The sequence below is a fragment of the Vibrio qingdaonensis genome (genome assembly GCF_026191675.1).
GTDB classification, from domain to species: domain Bacteria; phylum Pseudomonadota; class Gammaproteobacteria; order Enterobacterales; family Vibrionaceae; genus Vibrio; species Vibrio qingdaonensis.
The window spans coordinates 19,435-39,151 of record NZ_JAKRRY010000001.1 but is presented as its reverse complement, the minus strand read 5'-3'; the positions used below and the strand labels follow the sequence as shown (position 1 = coordinate 39,151).

The window sequence follows — 19,717 nt, the reverse complement described above, 5'->3', positions numbered from 1 at the left end:
ATGAGTTGTACAAAATTTAAAATTTCAATGGTGGCCGCAAGCGTTTTCGCTGCGACCACTGCTAATGCTGCTTTGTATCAGATTGTCGAGATAGACCCGACAGCGAGTGTTAGCAGTACGGGTATTTATGACGCGAAGTACACAGAGTTCTATGGCTCTGCGGTTCAAAAGACATCTCGAGATCTTACTGCGATGTCAATGGGGTGCTTTACCGAAAGTGACACATGCCCAGATTACATGCTTTACGGTGACTCTAGGAACGGTTCAGAAGGCTTCTCTTATCGTGATGAAGTACCGTTCAATATGGACGTCAGTTTTTATTACACAGATTGGGGACGAAATCGCGATTACTGTCGTTCTGAGTTAGGATATCAAACCTGTGATCCTGCGTGGACTGATAAAATGTGGCATAGCTTTAGTTCAATTGGCGGACTAAGGCGTGAGCGTGATGCATTTGTTGCTAGCGAATATAAATCAAATGCTCAACCGTTTAAAGGTGACACAGCAACCTCTGCTGCTATGTTAGATGTGAAACCAACATCTGCTGCATACACACCGGGCACTAATGCAACATTGGAAGATAACTCTGCAAATATTGTTGTTAACCAACCAGATGAAACAAAAGTAATTGGAACGACAAGCTCAGGTTACTACAAGCTTGACAGTGGTAATCTTGCTACCATTTATCGTCAGCGTGGTTATGTGTTTGATACGGTCTCTAAAGATACGACTATGCTTTTACCGTTAGCAAATAATTATGATAACTCTCAAGAAAAGCTGATCACAGAACAAATGGGTCGTACCATGGCATGGGACTCGTTTACTGATAGCTCTGGTACCTACTATGTGGGTAGCGCCGCAGTAGGTCCATTTGATTACAATGACGATAATAAAAATTGGGGTGGCGACCTAAATAATTGCTTGTCAGGTAATGACCCTGCGGCAAAGCGTGAATGTCAGAACTTTGCTTTCGCGTCAAAAGCGGCGGTTTGGAAAGTAGATGGTACGGCAATTACGGCTTCAGTTTGGACAGAGACAAACGGAAATCCATATAGTGCTCGTAACGTTGATAAAAAGGCGATGCAAGGTAGTGCCAGATCAGCAGTGATTAGTGCTGTTGATGGTAACTTAAAAGGTCTGCCAGTTCTGGTTGGATTGAATAGTTATAGAGATGGAAGTAATGTATTTAATCAAGCAACCGTCTTTAAACCGAATGGTACTGCGATTACTAGTGGTAACGCTTGGAGCCCAGTTGCAATTGAAAGAGCCAAAATAAAGGACGGCGATGATTATATCTACACCAACTCTGTAGCGACTGATATCAATGAACAACTCGTGTTGATTGGTGAAGCAAAACGACGTGGTGACAAACGTGAAAATGGCGCTGCAGCGAACCGAATGTTTTTGGCACAAGTTAATAGTAGTAGCGGTGGCGCATCAGCTCAATATTTTGATGAACTGAACGGTAACAGCGGTATTTTCTTCCGTGGTGTAGGTGGTAAGACGGGCGCAATTAACAATTTCAATGAAATTGTTGGTGCAGTTGATGCTGAGCAAGCTACCGAGTTCTATGGTAAAAAGCGTCGCCAGCGCGGGTTCATATACCCGTACACCGTTGTTGATGCTAATAACCCTGATATGGTTAAGAGAAGAGACGTGTTTCAAAATAAACCTTGGTTACTGGATGATTTAACCAATGGAGGCACATTTAGTGCCGAAAACAACAAATATCGTATTATCGATGCCGCTGATATTAACGATGATGGTGTCATCGCTGCCACCGCGATTAAGTGTCCAACGGCCCAAGGTTATGACACAACAGGCCACAACTCATACTGTGGCAATGGGCAGACTACTGAAAAAGTCGTCGCAGTTAAGTTGATCCCGATCTCAAATGCAAACGAACGTTCAATTACTCCGCGTACCATTGAAGCGCCACCGGTAGAACGTAAGGGCGGTAGCTTAGGTTGGATGGCTATGATTTTCTTAGGCTTCTTAGGGTTACGCCGTAACAAATAGTTCGCTATAAAGAAAAGCCCGAATTTATTAGCATGTATTCGGGCTTTTTTACGTCTTGAGTTCTGCTACAAATTGAGCAATTATTATTGAGGAGTCATAAAAACTCCATCAATCTTTAATATTAGAAGGCTGGCTAGCCGCCAGTTTTGTATAGCGAGGACCGCACTATGAAGAGACAAAAGCGTGACCGTTTAGATCGAGCTCAATCGCAAGGCTATAAAGCCGGATTGAACGGTAAATCTATGGAAACTTGCCCATACCAACAAATGGATGCTAAGTCCTATTGGCTTGGTGGTTGGCGTGATGCGAGAGATGACAGACAGTCAGGGCTTTTCAAGTAGTCGGGAGCAGTTAAGTAAGTTAAAAGAAGGATCTCACATGAGGTCCTTCTTTTAACTTACTTAACGCACTATAACTAATTAGTTTGATGAAAAATAAAACGGCAATGATGCCGTTTTAAATAAACTCTGACTTAAAAAGAAGAAGTGTCTTTAAACAATCCAACTTTAAGGTCTTTTGCTACGTAAATCTCTTTACCGTCCACAAGTACGCGGCCATCTGCGATACCCATGACGAGTTTACGGTTCACAACACGTTTTAGGTGCAGTTCGTACGTAACTTTTTTTGCAGTAGGAAGTACTTGGCCCTGAAATTTAAGTTCGCCAACACCTAAAGCACGGCCTTTGCCTTCGCCGCCGATCCAACCTAGGTAAAATCCAACTAGTTGCCACATTGCGTCTAAGCCTAGACAGCCAGGCATAACAGGGTCACCGATAAAGTGACAATCGAAAAACCAAAGATCTGGTGTGATATCTAGCTCAGCGACAACAAGACCTTTACCGAAATCACCTTCTGTTTCTGACATTCTGGTAACACGATCCATCATTAACATATTTGGAGCGGGTAGCTGAGGGTAGCCTTCACCAAATAGTTCACCACGGCTCGAAGCTAAAAGATCTTCACGAGTATACGAATCACGTCTGTTTTGCATTTTTAAAATCACTCCAATATTTGATATGAGCATATTAGTGAACACGTGTACGCCAAACAACTCCGACCACGACTAAACAAACCAGTTTCTTACCTTTTCTAACAAGGTTTCTGGTAGTTCAAGTTTTTCAAAGTTTTCAATGCGTTCTGCTATCTTACTTAACACGCTTTCTTCTGATTCACTTTTAAATGGTTTACCTAGCAGTAAAGGGATCACTTCCACGACATGAGACACTGCCCAGATGTGAAATTGGCCATTTTTAATGCTATTGACAACTTCTTTGCTCAACGCCAGGTGCTGAACATTTGTTTTTGGTAGAATAACGCCTTGCTTACCTGTAAAACCTTGATGTTTACAAACATTGTAAAATCCTTCGACCTTTTCATTCAGGCCGCCGACCGCCTGAACTCGGCCAAATTGATCGACCGCACCGGTGACGGCAATCTGTTGGTCAATTGGGTATCCAGAAAGGGCGCTGACTAAAGAACACAGCTCAGCTAATGAAGCACTGTCACCGTCTACTTCACAATATGATTGTTCAAAAACAATAGAAGCAGAATAGGGCAACGGAGCATCTAAATTTAGTTCTGTGCTGACGAACGCTTGCATGATCATCATACCTTTGGCGTGAATGTTACCCCCAAGTTCGACCTTTCGTTCGACATCAGAAATATCACCATCACCAAAGTGAACCACACAGGAGATACGCGCTGGCTCGCCATAAGAGAGTGGATGGCCTGGCATATCAATAACCGTTAAGCCGTTAACTTGTCCAATTTGCTTGCCTTGAGTCTCGATGACCACTTGGCCTTCTAAAATATCATCGACAGCTCGCGCCGGTAAATACGCCTCTCTGTAGCGTTTTGCCATTATCGCAGACTCGATATGGTCTTCGTTAATCACACCAGTATCACTATAAGAAGATGCTTCTCCTAGCAAAGCCAGGTGCCAATCTAATGATAATGGCACATACTGCTTATCTTCGGTTTCTCTCGCTCCAGCTTGTAGCAAGCGCAGGTAACCCGATGAGTCAAGTGTATGGTTTGGTAAGTTATCCACCATCAGTTGCTTAACAAAGCTTAGATACGGCGCAACTGATTCAATATTTAATTTATAGTCACTTTCTAGCTCAGTGTATTGCATGAATCCTGATCTAAACTCAGCCTCTAGATAATCAAACTCTGCGAGTTGCTCTCTATCACCGATAATAATCAGTTTGAATTCTGAGCTGTAGCTAGGTTGCTCAATATTGGCATTGACCTGACTCACTGGTGTCGCTTCTAATTGAGCTCCCTGTAGTAGGGCTTTGGTATTGGTCCAGCTCACTAACGTAGACAATACGGTGTTCGTTGATGTGATCAGAACACCAGAGTCAGCCTGATGAATGAGGCCCTTTTTGGACTCCACATTACCAGTGGTGACTTGATATTGGTCAAACAATGTTTCTGAGCGAACATCTGCACTAACCACAACATGCTTTCCAAGGCGGCGCAACTCGTTAGCGACAAGCTCGCGATAGGTAAGGCTGCCACCATCTTTGATCACTAGTACTTTAGAAAAACAAGCCGGAGAGACAAAGTACTGAAGCGTTTGTCGCAAACGAGGTTGTAAATCGAACAGGGATTTCCCTTCGCTGGTTGCAACGTTATCTAGAGTAGATTGAAAATCGGTGTAGAGCGGGCAGGCATCTTGCCAAAGGACTGGATTCATTATTTGAGAGCTTAGTTTAGATTTGCATGGAGTATACAACGATTTCACGACTAAAGTTAGTCAATAGCACGTAAATCAACGAGATTTGATTCTCACTTTGAATGGACAATTGTTGAGATTGTAAAGAAGGTGGGTTACGCTGTCACTCTGACCAATGTAGAGGCAATTTTTAATGAAATACCAACAACTTGAAAATCTAGAGTGTGGTTGGAAGTGGCAATACTTGTCAAAAAAACACCGAGATGGAGAAAACATCACTCGGTATGTCGATACGAGTGAGATAGAGCAGGCTATTTCACAACTAAAAGCCATTGAATACGAGCCTACATTGGTCTTAGATTGGATCAGTGAACATATGTCATTGGAAGTCGACAATAAACTCAAGCAAGCCATCCGCGCAAAAAGAAAACGTCATTATAACGCAGAACAGGTGCACACGAAGAAAAAGTCGATTGATTTGGACTATCGAGTCTGGGAGAAACTGTCATATCGAGCAAATGAATTGGGATGCACGCTATCAGAGGCGATTGAATATCTACTGAGTGAAGCGTCACGAAGTGAAAAAGCGACTAAAACGGTCAGTAGCTTAAAACAAGATTTGAGTAAACTGCTCGGTGATGATTAACAAGGAAGGAGACGTAAATGCTATATGTAATTTTGATCGGCGCTGTATTAGTATTTTGGTTAGTCGCGATTGATCGCCCAGTACTTACCGTGCAAGTTACTGATGGTAAAATAACGAATATTAAAGGGCATATTCCACCTTCATTTAGCCATAACCTTAAAGATATCGCTGAAAGGGATAATATTTCTGGTACTTTGAAGGTATATCAAACTCGTTCTGGAATGACGCTAAAATTCTCTAAAGAGATTAATAAGAAAAGCCAGCAAAAAATACGTAATGTATTCCCGTTCCAAAGTTTTAAATCTAAAGGGCGTAAGAAGTCTAGGTAGCAGCTAGGCTGCTACCATCTTTATTTCTGCATTAGCCTTGTGCTGCAATTTCTCTTTCATCCCATATCTTCATTAGGGTGCGGCGCGCATCTGAATCAAGCATTTGTATCCTTCTGCATGTCCAGTTTTCAGCTACATAGTCCGCCATTTCAAGCGAAATAGGGTTGTTTTCAGTTAGGTAGGTATCTAGCGCTGTCTCTGCTTCTAAGAGAGAAAGCCCCTCAGTATCCCATTTTTTAATACGGGTGTAACTTGTTTCAAACCACATTAAAGGCAGTGTCATAGAATGCTCCATTTCTATTTATTTAAATAGTGTTATTTCCTGTTAGTTAGAGTAATGAAATTTTAATTTGTGTAAAGGGGTAAGGTTAAAAATAGCGAATAAAAATTTATAAATAACAACCACCATTCTCACATTTAATTTATTTATTCTAAGGTATTGGTGTGGCCTATTGAATCATCATTGGTTCGCCAGTCTTACATTTATTTGATTTATATTAATCGCTTTGGCCTTATTTATGGGGCGTGAAAATAGTATTGATCTAGCTTCTTAATAGCACCTGTGTTTTAGTTGCATCTTATATTTACCTTGCAGATATATCTAGATGTCATTAATTAAATCGTTGGAATGTTGATTAGATAACGACCATCTGAGTAGATAAGTTAACACCCTAATGCACTATAACTATTTGTCTTTGGATAAAATAGTCCATCCGAATAAGGACTTTATATGAGAGCAATCACAACGTGGTAATCTTCAAACTCTTTCAATGAATAGCTGCTTGCCAAGATGTTGCCACACCATGTCGATTATGGACGTTGGTCGTTATTACTCAGAAAGTGATGTTCTTAAAGGGGGCCTACTGGTATGAGCAAACCTGGAACTCATTGAAACGAAAGTGAAGTTGGACAGCAAAGCAACAAAGTAGGATAGGGCGCGAGTCACTTAAACCTAGCTGTTAACGGTTTTCACACCAAGAATCACCGTCTAAGCTAATAGTATCCTTTGGCAACTTTTGCTTGCTACCTATGGGATAAAAACCGAACTCTTTGAGAGGGTTCGGCTTTTTTTGTAGTCGAGAAAAAAATGTATGTAAACTAGTGTATTATTGAAAATATTTGAACTTATATACCCGATTCAAGGTAATTCATTATGGATATTGATTGGCAAGCAATAGCTTCCGTTGCAGCTGTTTTAGCATTATTACTTTCTCAACTTCCCCCTATATCGAGCATGATTCGCAATGGCAATTTAATCATTGAAAGAGGCAGCTTTGTAAGTCTAACTACTGGTTTCGGTACACCAAATATGGCTATTTACGTAGTCCTTAAAAATGCTGGCGGTCGTCTTGTAAATATTCAAAAGCTGCGGATTAATGTAAAGACTGATCACAATAACAGCTTCTCTCTTGATGGGGCTGCATACTATTTAATGCCTACAGACACGACCAATGTTCACTTTAACCCTGTTGAAATTAAGTCTGGTGAAATTTGGAATTACAACGTGAATTTCTACGAATTATGGGGAAGAACTATGATGAGGGATGTCAGAAAGCTTAGTTCAACTATTCGTGAAGATATTCAATCTGATCTCATGAGAGCACATGCTGAAGAACGTCTTGGTTCGGCAAAGGCTAGTGATGTAGAACATTTACATCACATATTTGAAAAGAACTTTAAATGGCTTGCTGGTGAGTATGAAGCGACGATTGAAGCAATAGACCGAGATGATAACGTCTTAGCATTAACGACATTTGAATTTACTATTTTTGAATCTGAATCTGAAGAACTACTTAACCATAAGTCGGAATATAAGTATGGATATGGTGTCTGTCTACCTAACTCTTCAAAACAATCTCCATTAGTAATACAGTTAAAGAGTTAGACGCCTATAAGGCGTCATCATAATTACTATTTCAACTTTGTAGGCACCCAAGGTGCCGCACTCATGCGGCGTCCACCTCGAAACGGCAATACATTCTCTTTAGCCGGATAGAACGTCACATTGTCGATGTGACCGTGTAACTCAAACAATTGTTGATACTCATCACGCCAATGCCCAAAAGACTCTAGTTCCTTGGTACTGAATTCACGTCCGGTGGGCGTAATCAACACAGCGCGAGATTCATCAACCCGAAAACCACGCCAACGCATGTCATTAGGTAAATAGCCAAGCGATTTCACGATAAGCAGCTTTTCAGCCATAGGATTAATCGCAACAGTGCCATCAAGCCAGCGACGAACGGTAGCGACATTAACGTGAAAAAACTCAGCGCCTTGACGAACGGATGAAAACTCACGCCAGTAAAGCGTTTTGAATGACTCATAAAACATGATGTGCCTCACAAATTTGAAGGGAGACGAAATTATTTTTTTCGCCCAATTTGCGGCTGTTAGAAGTGTAATGTGCCGAACGCTGCATAATGCGCAGCAGTGATGTAAGCAAGCCATTGGGATTGTATGAGTCGCCAAGGGTGTGAAAAGATGAGTTTGGGGTTTTTTCGAGCGACATATCAACAACTTATAATCAGAGGTTGATAAGAATTCACGCTGGGATTGCAGATGTTAAATTTAGATACCGTAGTGCGTATTATCTATCTTATGTTAAATTGGGTCCCGAGATAGTAAGATTAACCTAGTGCTAAGTTGTTCCCTGCTACATTGGGTGCTGTGCTTTCTTTGTGTATTTAACAATAACGCTATTTACCATAAAATACCTAATAATCACATTAACTTAATCTACGTTTAAGTTAATGTGATTATTAGAAATCAAGAGATCCAAGCAATGGCTTAGTTCGAACTAAGCCATTGCTTTTGGATGACTAAACTAAATTGTCATCCACATCTGATTGTGTGCTTGTGCCTGAATTATCATCAGTGCCAAAGCTACCAGTATCATCGGTAAAGTCTACATCCACCTGTGTATTGTCACTCTGTGTCCAATCACCACCATTCGCTTGCTGTAATGATGACGTGTCTTGGTTTTGCTGACTTGAAGCTTGCATCGAATATTGTTCATCAATATCAAGGTCGAGCGTTGCTGTTGCACCTTCTACCGGAGCATCTAAATCATCAAACCCTTGGAACGAAAGATTCGCAGAGCCCTCATATTGATCGTCGAGTGCTAGTGTGACAGATTGACTTAAGTCACCTGATATTGTGTAACCACCTTCACCATCACTTAATGCGCCATTGATTTCTGCACCTTCGGGTAGATTTGTCACCGTGATGTAATCGACGCCATCGACGGATGTAACCTCGTCTGGAGCGCTAATTTCCACTTCATCACCAGGTGCTGCCGTTATATCAACAGAGCTTTCAATGCCTGAATCTACTTCGTCACTTACGCTCGCACTCTGTGTATCAACTGGCTGCACTTGCGCTTCCTCAGTCTCTACCGTCAAGCTTGTTGTATACGCTTGTTCCGCTCCAGCGCTATCTACAACTCCAGCACTAAGATCGATATTCCCTTCAAATCCGTCATCTGGCCAGAACGTCCACATATCGTTTCCATTTGAAATTAGGGCTCCTTGATCTCCAGTATAATCTAGATCAATTAATGTCGAGTCGTCTAAGCCTAAGTTAGCTAAAACGTTAGCTCCACTAATTTCAATTGATCCATCATCAGCTTGAGCAAGTGTTTGGCTCACGGCAACTTCATTATCAACACCAATATTAAAGTGACTTTGAACACTATTTTCTCCATCGCTAGCAACAAATCCAACCTGAGCTTGACCTGTGTAACCTTCTGCTGGAGTAAATTGATAATTACCCTGCCCGTTTGATTCAATCAGTCCTTCTCCCGCGAGTAAAGAAACGGATTCGATACTTAGATCGTGATTATCCTCAGAGCTAATCGTCGCTAGCATATCGTCGTCAGTAAACGTTAGGGGTTCACTTTCATTGATATCGGTATTAGCGATAGCGTCTATAGTTGGAGAGCTAGTAAGTGACTCACTAGAATCAAAGACACCGATATCACTTTGTTCATCGTATAGAATGCCCTCTTTTTCAATGACATAAGCCAAGTCAACGTTACCAGAAAAACCGGGTGCAGGGCTGAAGGTCCAAGTACCATCGTCATTGTCAATTAAGCTTCCTTGAGATGGGTCGACTAAGTGTACGAGTTGAACGTCATCACCCTGCTCTGCTTCGACATTTTGTGCCATGGCAATAAGGTCGTCATGACTAATAACCAGTTCTTCACCAGATACGACATTGAAGTCACCACCTACTGGCTGCTCAGGCTGGTCGTTAGATTCATCGCCATAATCGACGGTGGTTGCTGTCACGGTGACGAAGAAATTGCCATGAAAATCATCGGGAGGCGTCATTTGTAGATTATCAATATCCCAATTGGTAATATTGATTAATTGTCCTTCCTCAGTAATGTCAATGACGTTACTGCCGTCACTGAGCGTAAAGCCGACCGGATAACCCGTCATGACGAGGTTGCTCAGTTGCTCTGAATCATCAATAAGATTAACATCTAAGTTTAAGTAACCGGTTGTGTCTTCATCAAACACTAGTGGTCCATCATGTGCTGTTGTGATGACCGCGCCATCGGCAACCGGTCTTACATAAACAGGCACGTCTAAGGCGGTTTCAAACTCGCCGTCTGATGCGATCACTTGTAATTCCGATAATCCCGCAAAATCACTAGTAGGAGTAAATGTCCATGTCCCGTCGCCATTGTCAGTGACGCTACCGCCATCTTCATTATCCGCTACAATGACTCGAGAAATAACCAGCTCTGTTGTGTCGATATCTCCGAAGAGATCGAGCATATCAGAGGTGTCAAAGGTAAAGGCGTCGTCTTCATTGGTCGTCAAGAAGGCATTACCCACGGTAAATGGTTCATCATTTACTGGAATAACGTCCACATTCACCGAGCCTTGTGCACTCAGTTCTCCATCTGAAACAATGTAATCTAGCTCGACGAGTCCATTAAAATCTTGACTGGTCACTAAATGGTAAAGTCCGTCAGGCTGCTGTTGCAACGTTGCATTTTCCGGAGATCGCACAGTTAAGCTTTCTAGGGAAAGCGAGTCATTATCAATATCAGAAGCTTGAGAGAGGATAAATGCAGGATCGACCACCAATACTTGGTCTTCATCTGTCGAGTATGTGACCGTTGGAGCGTCAGGTGCATCATTTACCTCTGCTAGGTTAATGTTCCCCGAGACTTGAGTACCATCAACGCCATCGTTTACTTTAAAGGTAAATGGAACATCACCATTTAAGTTTTCTGCTGGCGTGAATGTCCACGTGCCGTTTTGATTATCAATTAAATCACCAAATGAAGGATCAATTTGAAGATCATTCGCAGTCAGGTCGTCATCCTCGATATCGACAGCGTGAACAAGCAAGTCCTCTTGCGATATTAGAATACTTTCGTCTTCAGTACCTACAAGCTCAACATTTTCTGATGTTGGTGCGTCATTGACGGCATTCACACTGAGGTTGAGGGTATTCTCCGTTGAAAATTCGCCATCACTGATGCTATAGGTCAGCGCGAGATCACCGTTAAAGTTGTCACTTGGAGTGATGGTATATGTGCCGTCATTATTATCAACAACTGAGGCATTAGGGTCGTTGCTTTGTACATTGCTCGCGGTCAATATATCGCCGTTAAGATCCGTGGCATTTTCTAACAGCATTTCTTGTGTTACTACCACACTTCCATCTTCATCAACCGATGAGAAAATTGGCGTAGACTCTGGAGCGTGCTCACGGGCATCAACATGGATTGATTGTGACGTTGTTTCTGCGTCGTTATTCGATAATTCTGTTGAGGTCGCGTCTATTTGGATATCAAATTCGCCGCTATAGTCAACCGGTAAGTCGATGGATATAGGTTCTAACAAAGCGACGGTGGGCAGAATAATAGCTTCGGATGTATCAACCGTCACTTCACCTTGATAGATGCTACTGTTTACTTCACCCAAATCAATGGTGAACAAGAAATCATCATAATCACGATCTCCCCCGTTATACATATCCTCGATACCATAAACCAATTCATCATTTTCGTTGAAGTAGGTTCTAGTATGATCAATACCATCTTGGTTAAGGTTAGGGCTCGTACCACCGTGGAACACGGCATCACCATTTTGGCTTTGAATCACGGTTTCATCGCCATTGGCGTTAACAAACACCAATTGAGGATCAGTTGAACTGGTGGTCGCTTGATTTCCGTCTGTATCCCTGAATTCAAACTGCCCCTCACCCAGTGCGTTAAAATCATTGTGGTTAAATCCATTTGGTATCACAAAGAGATTGAAGCTTTCGCCTTGTTCCAGGTCGAAACTAAACGATGACTGGCCTGGAATCAGCTCACCACCACCTCCAAGTTGTGAGGCATTTTCATACACGACTTCTACATCTTGTATCTGCCCATTTTCATCTACTTTATAGTAGCCGACCGTATTGAGGTATCCTGCTCCCTCTCCTTCAAATGTCACAGTTATTTCGCTATCTACATAACTTGTGAGACCATTACTTTGGTCGTTTAGAACCGTATCACTGTCATATCGAATCACTGATCCTTCAGGAATACCAGATGCCGATACGGATAGCATTTCAGAACCATCGAGATCAGTGACGGCCCCTGAAATATTGAGCTCTATCGTATCATCTGGGTCAATAACTATTCCGTCAGCTCCAATAGCTTGCCCATCGCCGTCGGTAATGGTCAACGTTGGTGCGTCCGCAACGGCATCAACGGTTAACGCTATATCTGAGGCTACAATAGTCTGCCCATCAGACACATTCATGTTGAACGTTATCTCACCGGAAAAATCGGCATCGGGCGTGAGCGTATATGAGCCATTTTCATTAGCGGTGACAGTAGCGTTGAGTGCAGAATCGACACTCGCAGTGAGTGCGTCTCCATCGACATCGGTGGAATTGGCTAACAATTGTGCTTGTGACAATGTGATTGCCCCATCTTCATCGACGCTGTAAGACAGCGGGCCACTTACAATTGGAGCATCATCGACCGCTGTCACTGCAATATCAATATTGCCAGTGGAGAGTTCGGTTCCATCTGTCACATCAAAGCTAAGATTGAGCGCACCATTAAAGTTTTCATTTGGCGTAAAGGTATGGGTCCCATCACCATGAGAGGTTAGCACGCCATCCGTGCCCTCATAATGAACACCGGCAACACTTAATATATCGCCATCGATATCAGTCGCGCCCACCAAGAGTTCGGCATCTGTAATGGTGAGCGTACCATCTTCATCCATGCTGTAACTTTGGTCATAAATTACGGCCGCATCATTAACGGCGGTGACGGTGACATCCAATTGTGCAGGCGATACCCCACCATTGCCATCATCAACGGTGTAGTTAATTTCAAATTCACCATTAAAGTTTTCATCCGGTGTGATGGTATACGTGCCATCGCCATTATCGGTGATGACACCATTTGGCATATTAATATCGCCAATGGTGACGTTGTCACCACTATCAGTGCCACCGCCTCCGTCTGTCCCTTCATCGACGTCAAACAGCGCAGCAATATCAACACCATTTTCAGCATTGGCCGCCTCTTCACTGGTCGGTAAGGTAAACGCGGTTTGCCCCCCAACCTCTTGACTTGGTACCACAATGCCATCTACGACGTCAAACACATGCCAGTGATCGCCACTGATGTTTTCTGGAAGCTCTGGAGCGAAGGTTTGAACCAATGTATCACCGACAAATACTTGTACTTGCACATCTTCTACACCATCCACATCCCAACTACGATTGGTGTAGTTGTGTACCGAGTAATGCATATTGGCATCTTGATAGTTCGGAATTGTGATGGTTTCAGGACCATGACCATTGGTGTCATCAACGTCTTGTTGAACCGTCCCCCCGCTCAAGTTATGGCTCATATCTTGATAGAAAATATGGTCTAGTTCGGCGCCTGTATCCGTATCATAAAGCCATAAGTGGTTGTCCATATCACGTGGCGACGCCCCCCATGTCACTACAATACGCATGTCTGTAGAATCGAGTACCTCCGACAGTGAAATCACGCCACTATCGGTGGTTTCACCGGCAGGCACCAGGAAGCTATTGGTGATAGCGCCTTCTTGTTCAATAGTAATGCTGCCTTGTTCAAAGACAGAGCCACTGACAGTATATTGACCTTGCGCGTCGGTTTGCACGGTTTGCGAATTACCCACAGCATCGCTTAACGTCACATCCGCCCCAACAACAGGCTGACCATCTTCTGCGTTAAGCACCGTACCAGATACGGTTGTCGCTTCACCTTGCTCACCAATGATGGCGGTCATGTCGTCATCTTCAATGTCAGTGGCAAATTGCAACAACTCTTGTTGAGTGACGGTATACGAGCCATCTTCTTCAATCGTAATCGGTACATCGGCTGAAATGATTGGCGCGTCGTTCACTGGGTCGACGGTGAGCGCCAAATTGCCCGCGACAGGTGTGCTGCCATCGCTGATGTCGTAAGACACATCAATTAGGCCGTTAAAGTTAGCATCCGGGGTGATGGTAAAGGTGCCATCGCCATTATCGGCAATGGTGGCGTTCATCGCGGATAAGTTGTCCGCGGTTAGTGCATCCCCTTCAATATCGGCCGCATTGGCGAGTAACTGTGCTTGGTTGACGATGATACTGTTGTCTTCATCGACGCTCGCAGTGACAGTGTCAGTGGTCGGTAAGTCATTAACAGGGTTAACGGTTAATCCACCCGTTGCTTGAACGGTGGCATCGCCATCAGAGATATCAAACGAGACATCAATATTGCCGTTAAAGTCGGCATCAGGGGTGATGGTAAACGAACCATCTTGGTTATCCAGTACCGTTGCATTGCCGGCAACCGTGACGTTGCTGGCGGTTAACTCATCCCCGTCTACATCACTGGCTTGAGACAAAAGTTGGTTTTGTGACAGGGTAATGTTGCCATCTTCGTCTAAGGTGTAAGCAATGTCACCGCTCACGGGCGCATCGTTGACCGCCAACACATTGACATCAAAAGTAGCGGCGACCTGAGCGCCGTCTTCATCCTCAATAACAATGTCCAGCGTCACTGTGCCATTGAAGTTTTCATTAGGAGCAAAGCTGCATGTGCCATCGTTATTAACGGTGAAAATCCCGTCGGTACCGTCATAGCTCACGCCAACCAATGATACATCGCCTTCAACATCTGAGGCGCTCGACAACAGTTGGTCTTCATTGAAGATCAGCGTGTTATCTTCGTCAACGGTATAGGACGCAGTCCCAAACACAGGCAGATCGTTGACGGATTCTACAGTTACGCCAATATTCGCTTGGCTCGATTCGGCGCCATCCGTGACAGAATAACTAAGGGTCAACTCTCCATGGAAGTTTTCATTGGGAATGAAGGTATAGTTGCCTTCCCCATTGTGAGTAAATACCCCTTCCGTACCTTCATAACCCACGCTCTCGACAGTCAGTTCATCACCATCAATATCAGATGTCGCTAACAGAATATCTGCGTTACTAAACAACAACGATCCATCTTCCTGAATAGTGAACGGTAAATCATTGGCGGTCGGTGCATCATTTACAGGTGTGACGTTAACAAAAACAGTGGCGGTATCGAATGAACCATTTCCATCAGTTACGGTATAGTCAAAAGACGTTTGCCCGTTAAAATCCGCTTCAGGAGTGAATTGAATTTGACCATTTTCATCTAAGGACACACTGCCATGAGTATCATCGCTGACCTCTACACTCACTAACGTGAGCTCGTCACCATCAATATCAGAGTCATTGACTAAAAGATCACTGGCTTGAAGTGTGAGCACGCCATCTTCTTCCACATCGATTGCTCTTGAGGTGATGGTGCCGTCAATTTCTACCAGTTGTTCAGTGACGTTTAAGGTATCGTTGGCAGTACTGTGGTTAAGATCAAGTTGCAGCGAATTTGTCACCTCACTGCCATCACCTTGGATGGTCGTCAGATGAATCTCTTCTGACATGGTTCTGGAAACCGTCATATTTTGGACCACATAGGTGCCATGACCACCAGTTGTCCCTAATTCAAACTGGTGAACCGGTACATCCGTGGTGAAGGAGTATGTGTCTTCATATTCGCCCGAATCCCGATAGCCTCCTTGTGTACTAATCAAGTTACCTTCAACGTCGAACGCGCGGATATTAACTTGGGTTGCCTGAGAGCTGCTTTCGTCAAAATACCCCCCTAATCCGTCGAGCTGGAAAGTAATTTGGTTAACGTCTTCACCTTCAACCGTTACCGTTAAAGTTTCATCTTCACTCAAACCACTGCTGGATTGGTTGCCAATTCCAGCCCCAATATGACTGTTAGGACCATTCCATGCTGCGAGAGAACCTTCGCTAACAACTGTGGTAATGACAACACCGTCTTCCGTGTAGATTGCAGTGTCACCTTGAACGTCACCCCAATCGCTCGTTGCTGCCGTACCATCAAAACCAGGGCTATTTTCATCACTATCAAAGCTACCGACACGAATATCCCTAGTGTCGGCTTGAATTTCTGTGGTATTTGGTACAAATTGAACTTCAGTGTCGGCTGGGTATTCCAAGCCAATCACCATATCAGCCCACTCCCCATTGTCATCTAGATATTGAACTGCGCCGTGTTCTGGCGCCACATCGAGGCGAATCATTGGGTCGGCACTGGATAAGTTAATATCATCTCGTGCGACAACCGGATCATTAACAGGATCAACAGTAAGGTTTATGGCCGTGGCGATCGTTTCGCTACCATCAGAGACATCAAAACTTAGTGATAGCGGTCCATTAAAGTTATCAGCAGGAGTGATGGTAAACGTACCATCTTCGTTGTCAGTGACACTGCCAAATGCTTCAATATACAAATTGTCCGCGATTAACTGATCGCCATCGATATCTGAAGCATGGATTAAGAGCTGCTGCTGTGACAGAGTGATTGAATTGTCTTCGTTAACTTGGTACGAGACAGGCCCTGTTACAACCGGTGTATCGTTAACAGCAATCACATCAATATTTGCAGTTGTCGTGGCAGTTGTACCAGATTCATCGATAACCACGACTTGCAGCTCTACCTCACCATCAAAGTTTTCATTTGGCGCAAAGTAATAAGTACCATTTTCGTGTACCGCAAAAATACCGTCACTGCCAGAGTATGTGACTGATTCTAGCGATACTTGCTCGCCATCGACATCACTTGAATTGGCAAGAAGCTGCTCAGCAGTAATATCAATAATGCCTTCTTCGTTAACAGAATAGGAGGTGGACCCAGCGATCGGTGCATCATTTACTGCGGCAACAGCAATCTCAATACTTGCACTAGAGAGTTCGGTTCCATCTGTCACATCAAAGCTAAGATTGAGCGCACCATTAAAGTTTTCATTTGGCGTAAAGGTATGGGTCCCATCACCATGAGAGGTTAGCACGCCATCCGTGCCCTCATAATGAACACCGGCAACACTTAATATATCGCCATCGATATCAGTCGCGCCCACCAAGAGTTCGGCATCTGTAATGGTGAGCGTACCATCTTCATCCATGCTGTAACTTTGGTCATAAATTACGGCCGCATCATTAACGGCGGTGACGGTGACATCCAATTGTGCAGGCGATACCCCACCATTGCCATCATCAACGGTGTAGTTAATTTCAAATTCACCATTAAAGTTTTCATCCGGTGTGATGGTATACGTGCCATCGCCATTATCGGTGATGACACCATTTGGCATATTAATATCGCCAATGGTGACGTTGTCACCACTATCAGTGCCACCGCCTCCGTCTGTCCCTTCATCGACGTCAAACAGCGCAGCAATATCAACACCATTTTCAGCATTGGCCGCCTCTTCACTGGTCGGTAAGGTAAACGCGGTTTGCCCCCCAACCTCTTGACTTGGTACCACAATGCCATCTACGACGTCAAACACATGCCAGTGATCGCCACTGATGTTTTCTGGAAGCTCTGGAGCGAAGGTTTGAACCAATGTATCACCGACAAATACTTGTACTTGCACATCTTCTACACCATCCACATCCCAACTACGATTGGTGTAGTTGTGTACCGAGTAATGCATATTGGCATCTTGATAGTTCGGAATTGTGATGGTTTCAGGACCATGACCATTGGTGTCATCAACGTCTTGTTGAACCGTCCCCCCGCTCAAGTTATGGCTCATATCTTGATAGAAAATATGGTCTAGTTCGGCGCCTGTATCCGTATCATAAAGCCATAAGTGGTTGTCCATATCACGTGGCGACGCCCCCCATGTCACTACAATACGCATGTCTGTAGAATCGAGTACCTCCGACAGTGAAATCACGCCACTATCGGTGGTTTCACCGGCAGGCACAAGGAAGCTATTGGTGATAGCGCCTTCTTGTTCAATAGTAATGCTGCCTTGTTCAAAGACAGAGCCACTGACAGTATATTGACCTTGCGCGTCGGTTTGCACGGTTTGCGAATTACCCACAGCATCGCTTAACGTCACATCCGCCCCAACAACAGGCTGACCATCTTCTGCGTTAAGCACCGTACCAGATACGGTTGTCGCTTCACCTTGCTCCCCAATGATGGCGGTCATGTCGTCATCTTCAATGTCAGTGGCAAATTGCAACAACTCTTGTTGAGTGACGGTATACGAGCCATCTTCTTCAATCGTAATCGGTACATCGGCTGAAATGATTGGCGCGTCGTTCACTGGGTCGACGGTGAGCGCCAAATTGCCCGCGACAGGTGTGCTGCCATCGCTGATGTCGTAAGACACATCAATTAGGCCGTTAAAGTTAGCCTCCGGGGTGATGGTAAAGGTGCCATCGCCATTATCGGCAATGGTGGCGTTCGTCGCGGATAAGTTGTCCGCGGTTAGTGCATCCCCTTCAATATCAGCCGCATTGGCGAGTAACTGTGCTTGGTTGACGATGATACTGTTGTCTTCATCGACGCTCGCAGTGACAGTGTCAGTGGTCGGTAAGTCATTAACAGGGTTAACGGTTAATCCACCCGTTGCTTGAACGGTGGCATCGCCATCAGAGATATCAAACGAGACATCAATATTGCCGTTAAAGTCGGCATCAGGGGTGATGGTAAACGAACCATCTTGGTTATCCAGTACCGTTGCATTGCCGGCAACCGTGACGTTGCTGGCGGTTAAATCATCCCCGTCTACATCACTGGCTTGAGACAAAAGTTGGTTTTGTGACAGGGTAATGTTGCCATCTTCGTCTAAGGTGTAAGCAATGTCCCCGCTCACGGGCGCATCGTTGACCGCCAACACATTGACATCAAAAGTAGCGGCGACCTGAGCACCGTCTTCATCTTCAATGACGATATCGAGTGTGACGGTGCCATTAAAGTTTTCATTAGGAGCAAAGCTGCATGTGCCATCGTTATTAACGGTGAAAATCCCGTCGGTACCGTCATAGCTCACGCCAACCAATGATACATCGCCTTCAACATCTGAGGCGCTCGACAACAGTTGGTCTTCATTGAAGATCAGCGTGTTATCTTCGTCAACGGTATAGGACGCAGTCCCAAACACAGGCAGATCGTTGACGGATTCAACAACGACGTCGATGGTACTATCAGTAACAACAGTACCATCTGAGACGCCGTAGCTTAATGAAATGCTGCCGTTAAAGTTTTCATTCGGGGCAAAGGTATAGGTACCACCACCTAAGTTGGTTAAGACACCGTCTGTTCCTCCGTAGCTAACATCAGATATTGAAAGTGAATCACCATCAATATCTGAAGCGCTCGCTAATAGATCGGCGGCTGTAAAACTTAATAGCCCGTCTTCTAATACGGTGTATTCCATACCTTCGACGACCGCTGCATCATTCACGTTGTCAATTTGAACCTCGAATGTGCTTTCTGTCGTTCTTGAATCAAAAGAGTCATCTTGCTGTGACTGTGCGAGAGACTGTTGATCTAAAACATTAACTTCAAATTCTTCACTGGACGTTTGAGTACTTGGTTCTGCTTGAGTGGAAGCGGATGGTGCTGCGCCATTAGTTTGGTTAAGAGGCTCCGTTTGGCCCTGAGCACTTTGACCACCAGCGGAGCCTGAT

Annotated in this window: 9 protein-coding genes and 1 pseudogene; 5 read left to right on the top strand and 5 right to left on the bottom strand. The window is 44.2% G+C overall.

The features are described from left to right. Positions 1-2,019, top strand: a complete 2,019-nt coding sequence (locus MD535_RS00135; protein ID WP_265672863.1) for a DUF3466 family protein — start codon at positions 1-3, stop codon at positions 2,017-2,019. 167 nt (positions 2,020-2,186) lie between these two features. Beyond that, a complete protein-coding gene (gene rmf / locus MD535_RS00130) occupies positions 2,187-2,360 on the top strand; it encodes a ribosome modulation factor (protein ID WP_250619036.1) in 174 nt (57 codons plus the stop codon). Positions 2,361-2,491: 131 nt separating this feature from the next. Here the strand turns inward: rmf and fabA are convergent, their stop codons facing one another. Next, positions 2,492-3,010 (bottom strand): bifunctional 3-hydroxydecanoyl-ACP dehydratase/trans-2-decenoyl-ACP isomerase, encoded by a 519-nt coding sequence (fabA, locus tag MD535_RS00125; RefSeq protein WP_265672862.1) that lies wholly within the window; start codon positions 3,008-3,010, stop codon positions 2,492-2,494. Between the two features lie 72 nt (positions 3,011-3,082). Beyond that, a complete protein-coding gene (locus tag MD535_RS00120; RefSeq protein ID WP_265672861.1) occupies positions 3,083-4,720 on the bottom strand; it encodes a Lon protease family protein in 1,638 nt (545 codons plus the stop codon). Between the two features lie 172 nt (positions 4,721-4,892). Here MD535_RS00120 and matP point away from each other — a divergent pair, with 172 nt between their 5' ends. Continuing rightward, on the top strand, positions 4,893-5,345 hold the full coding sequence (gene matP / locus MD535_RS00115) for a macrodomain Ter protein MatP (protein WP_265672860.1): 453 nt from the start codon (positions 4,893-4,895) through the stop codon (positions 5,343-5,345). A gap of 17 nt (positions 5,346-5,362) precedes the next feature. Beyond that, a complete protein-coding gene (locus MD535_RS00110) occupies positions 5,363-5,674 on the top strand; it encodes a DUF3634 family protein (RefSeq protein WP_265672859.1) in 312 nt (103 codons plus the stop codon). Between the two features lie 31 nt (positions 5,675-5,705). Here the strand turns inward: MD535_RS00110 and MD535_RS00105 are convergent, their stop codons facing one another. Further along, positions 5,706-5,957: a hypothetical protein gene (locus MD535_RS00105; protein ID WP_265672858.1), complete on the bottom strand. Its 252-nt coding sequence runs from the start codon at positions 5,955-5,957 to the stop codon at positions 5,706-5,708. 870 nt (positions 5,958-6,827) lie between these two features. On the opposite strand from MD535_RS00105, the gene MD535_RS00100 reads away from it, so the two are divergent. Then, entirely contained in the window at positions 6,828-7,559 is a 732-nt protein-coding gene (locus MD535_RS00100; protein ID WP_265672857.1) for a hypothetical protein, read from the top strand. 26 nt (positions 7,560-7,585) lie between these two features. On the opposite strand, the gene MD535_RS00095 is transcribed toward MD535_RS00100, so the two are convergent. Both MD535_RS00095 and MD535_RS00090 read right to left on the bottom strand, forming a co-directional pair. Next, positions 7,586-8,008: a phage protein gene (locus MD535_RS00095; protein ID WP_265672856.1), complete on the bottom strand. Its 423-nt coding sequence runs from the start codon at positions 8,006-8,008 to the stop codon at positions 7,586-7,588. A 488-nt stretch (positions 8,009-8,496) separates the two neighbouring features. After that, positions 8,497-19,536: pseudogene (locus MD535_RS00090) on the bottom strand (tandem-95 repeat protein); the annotation flags it as partial. Positions 19,537-19,717: the final 181 nt, after the last annotated feature.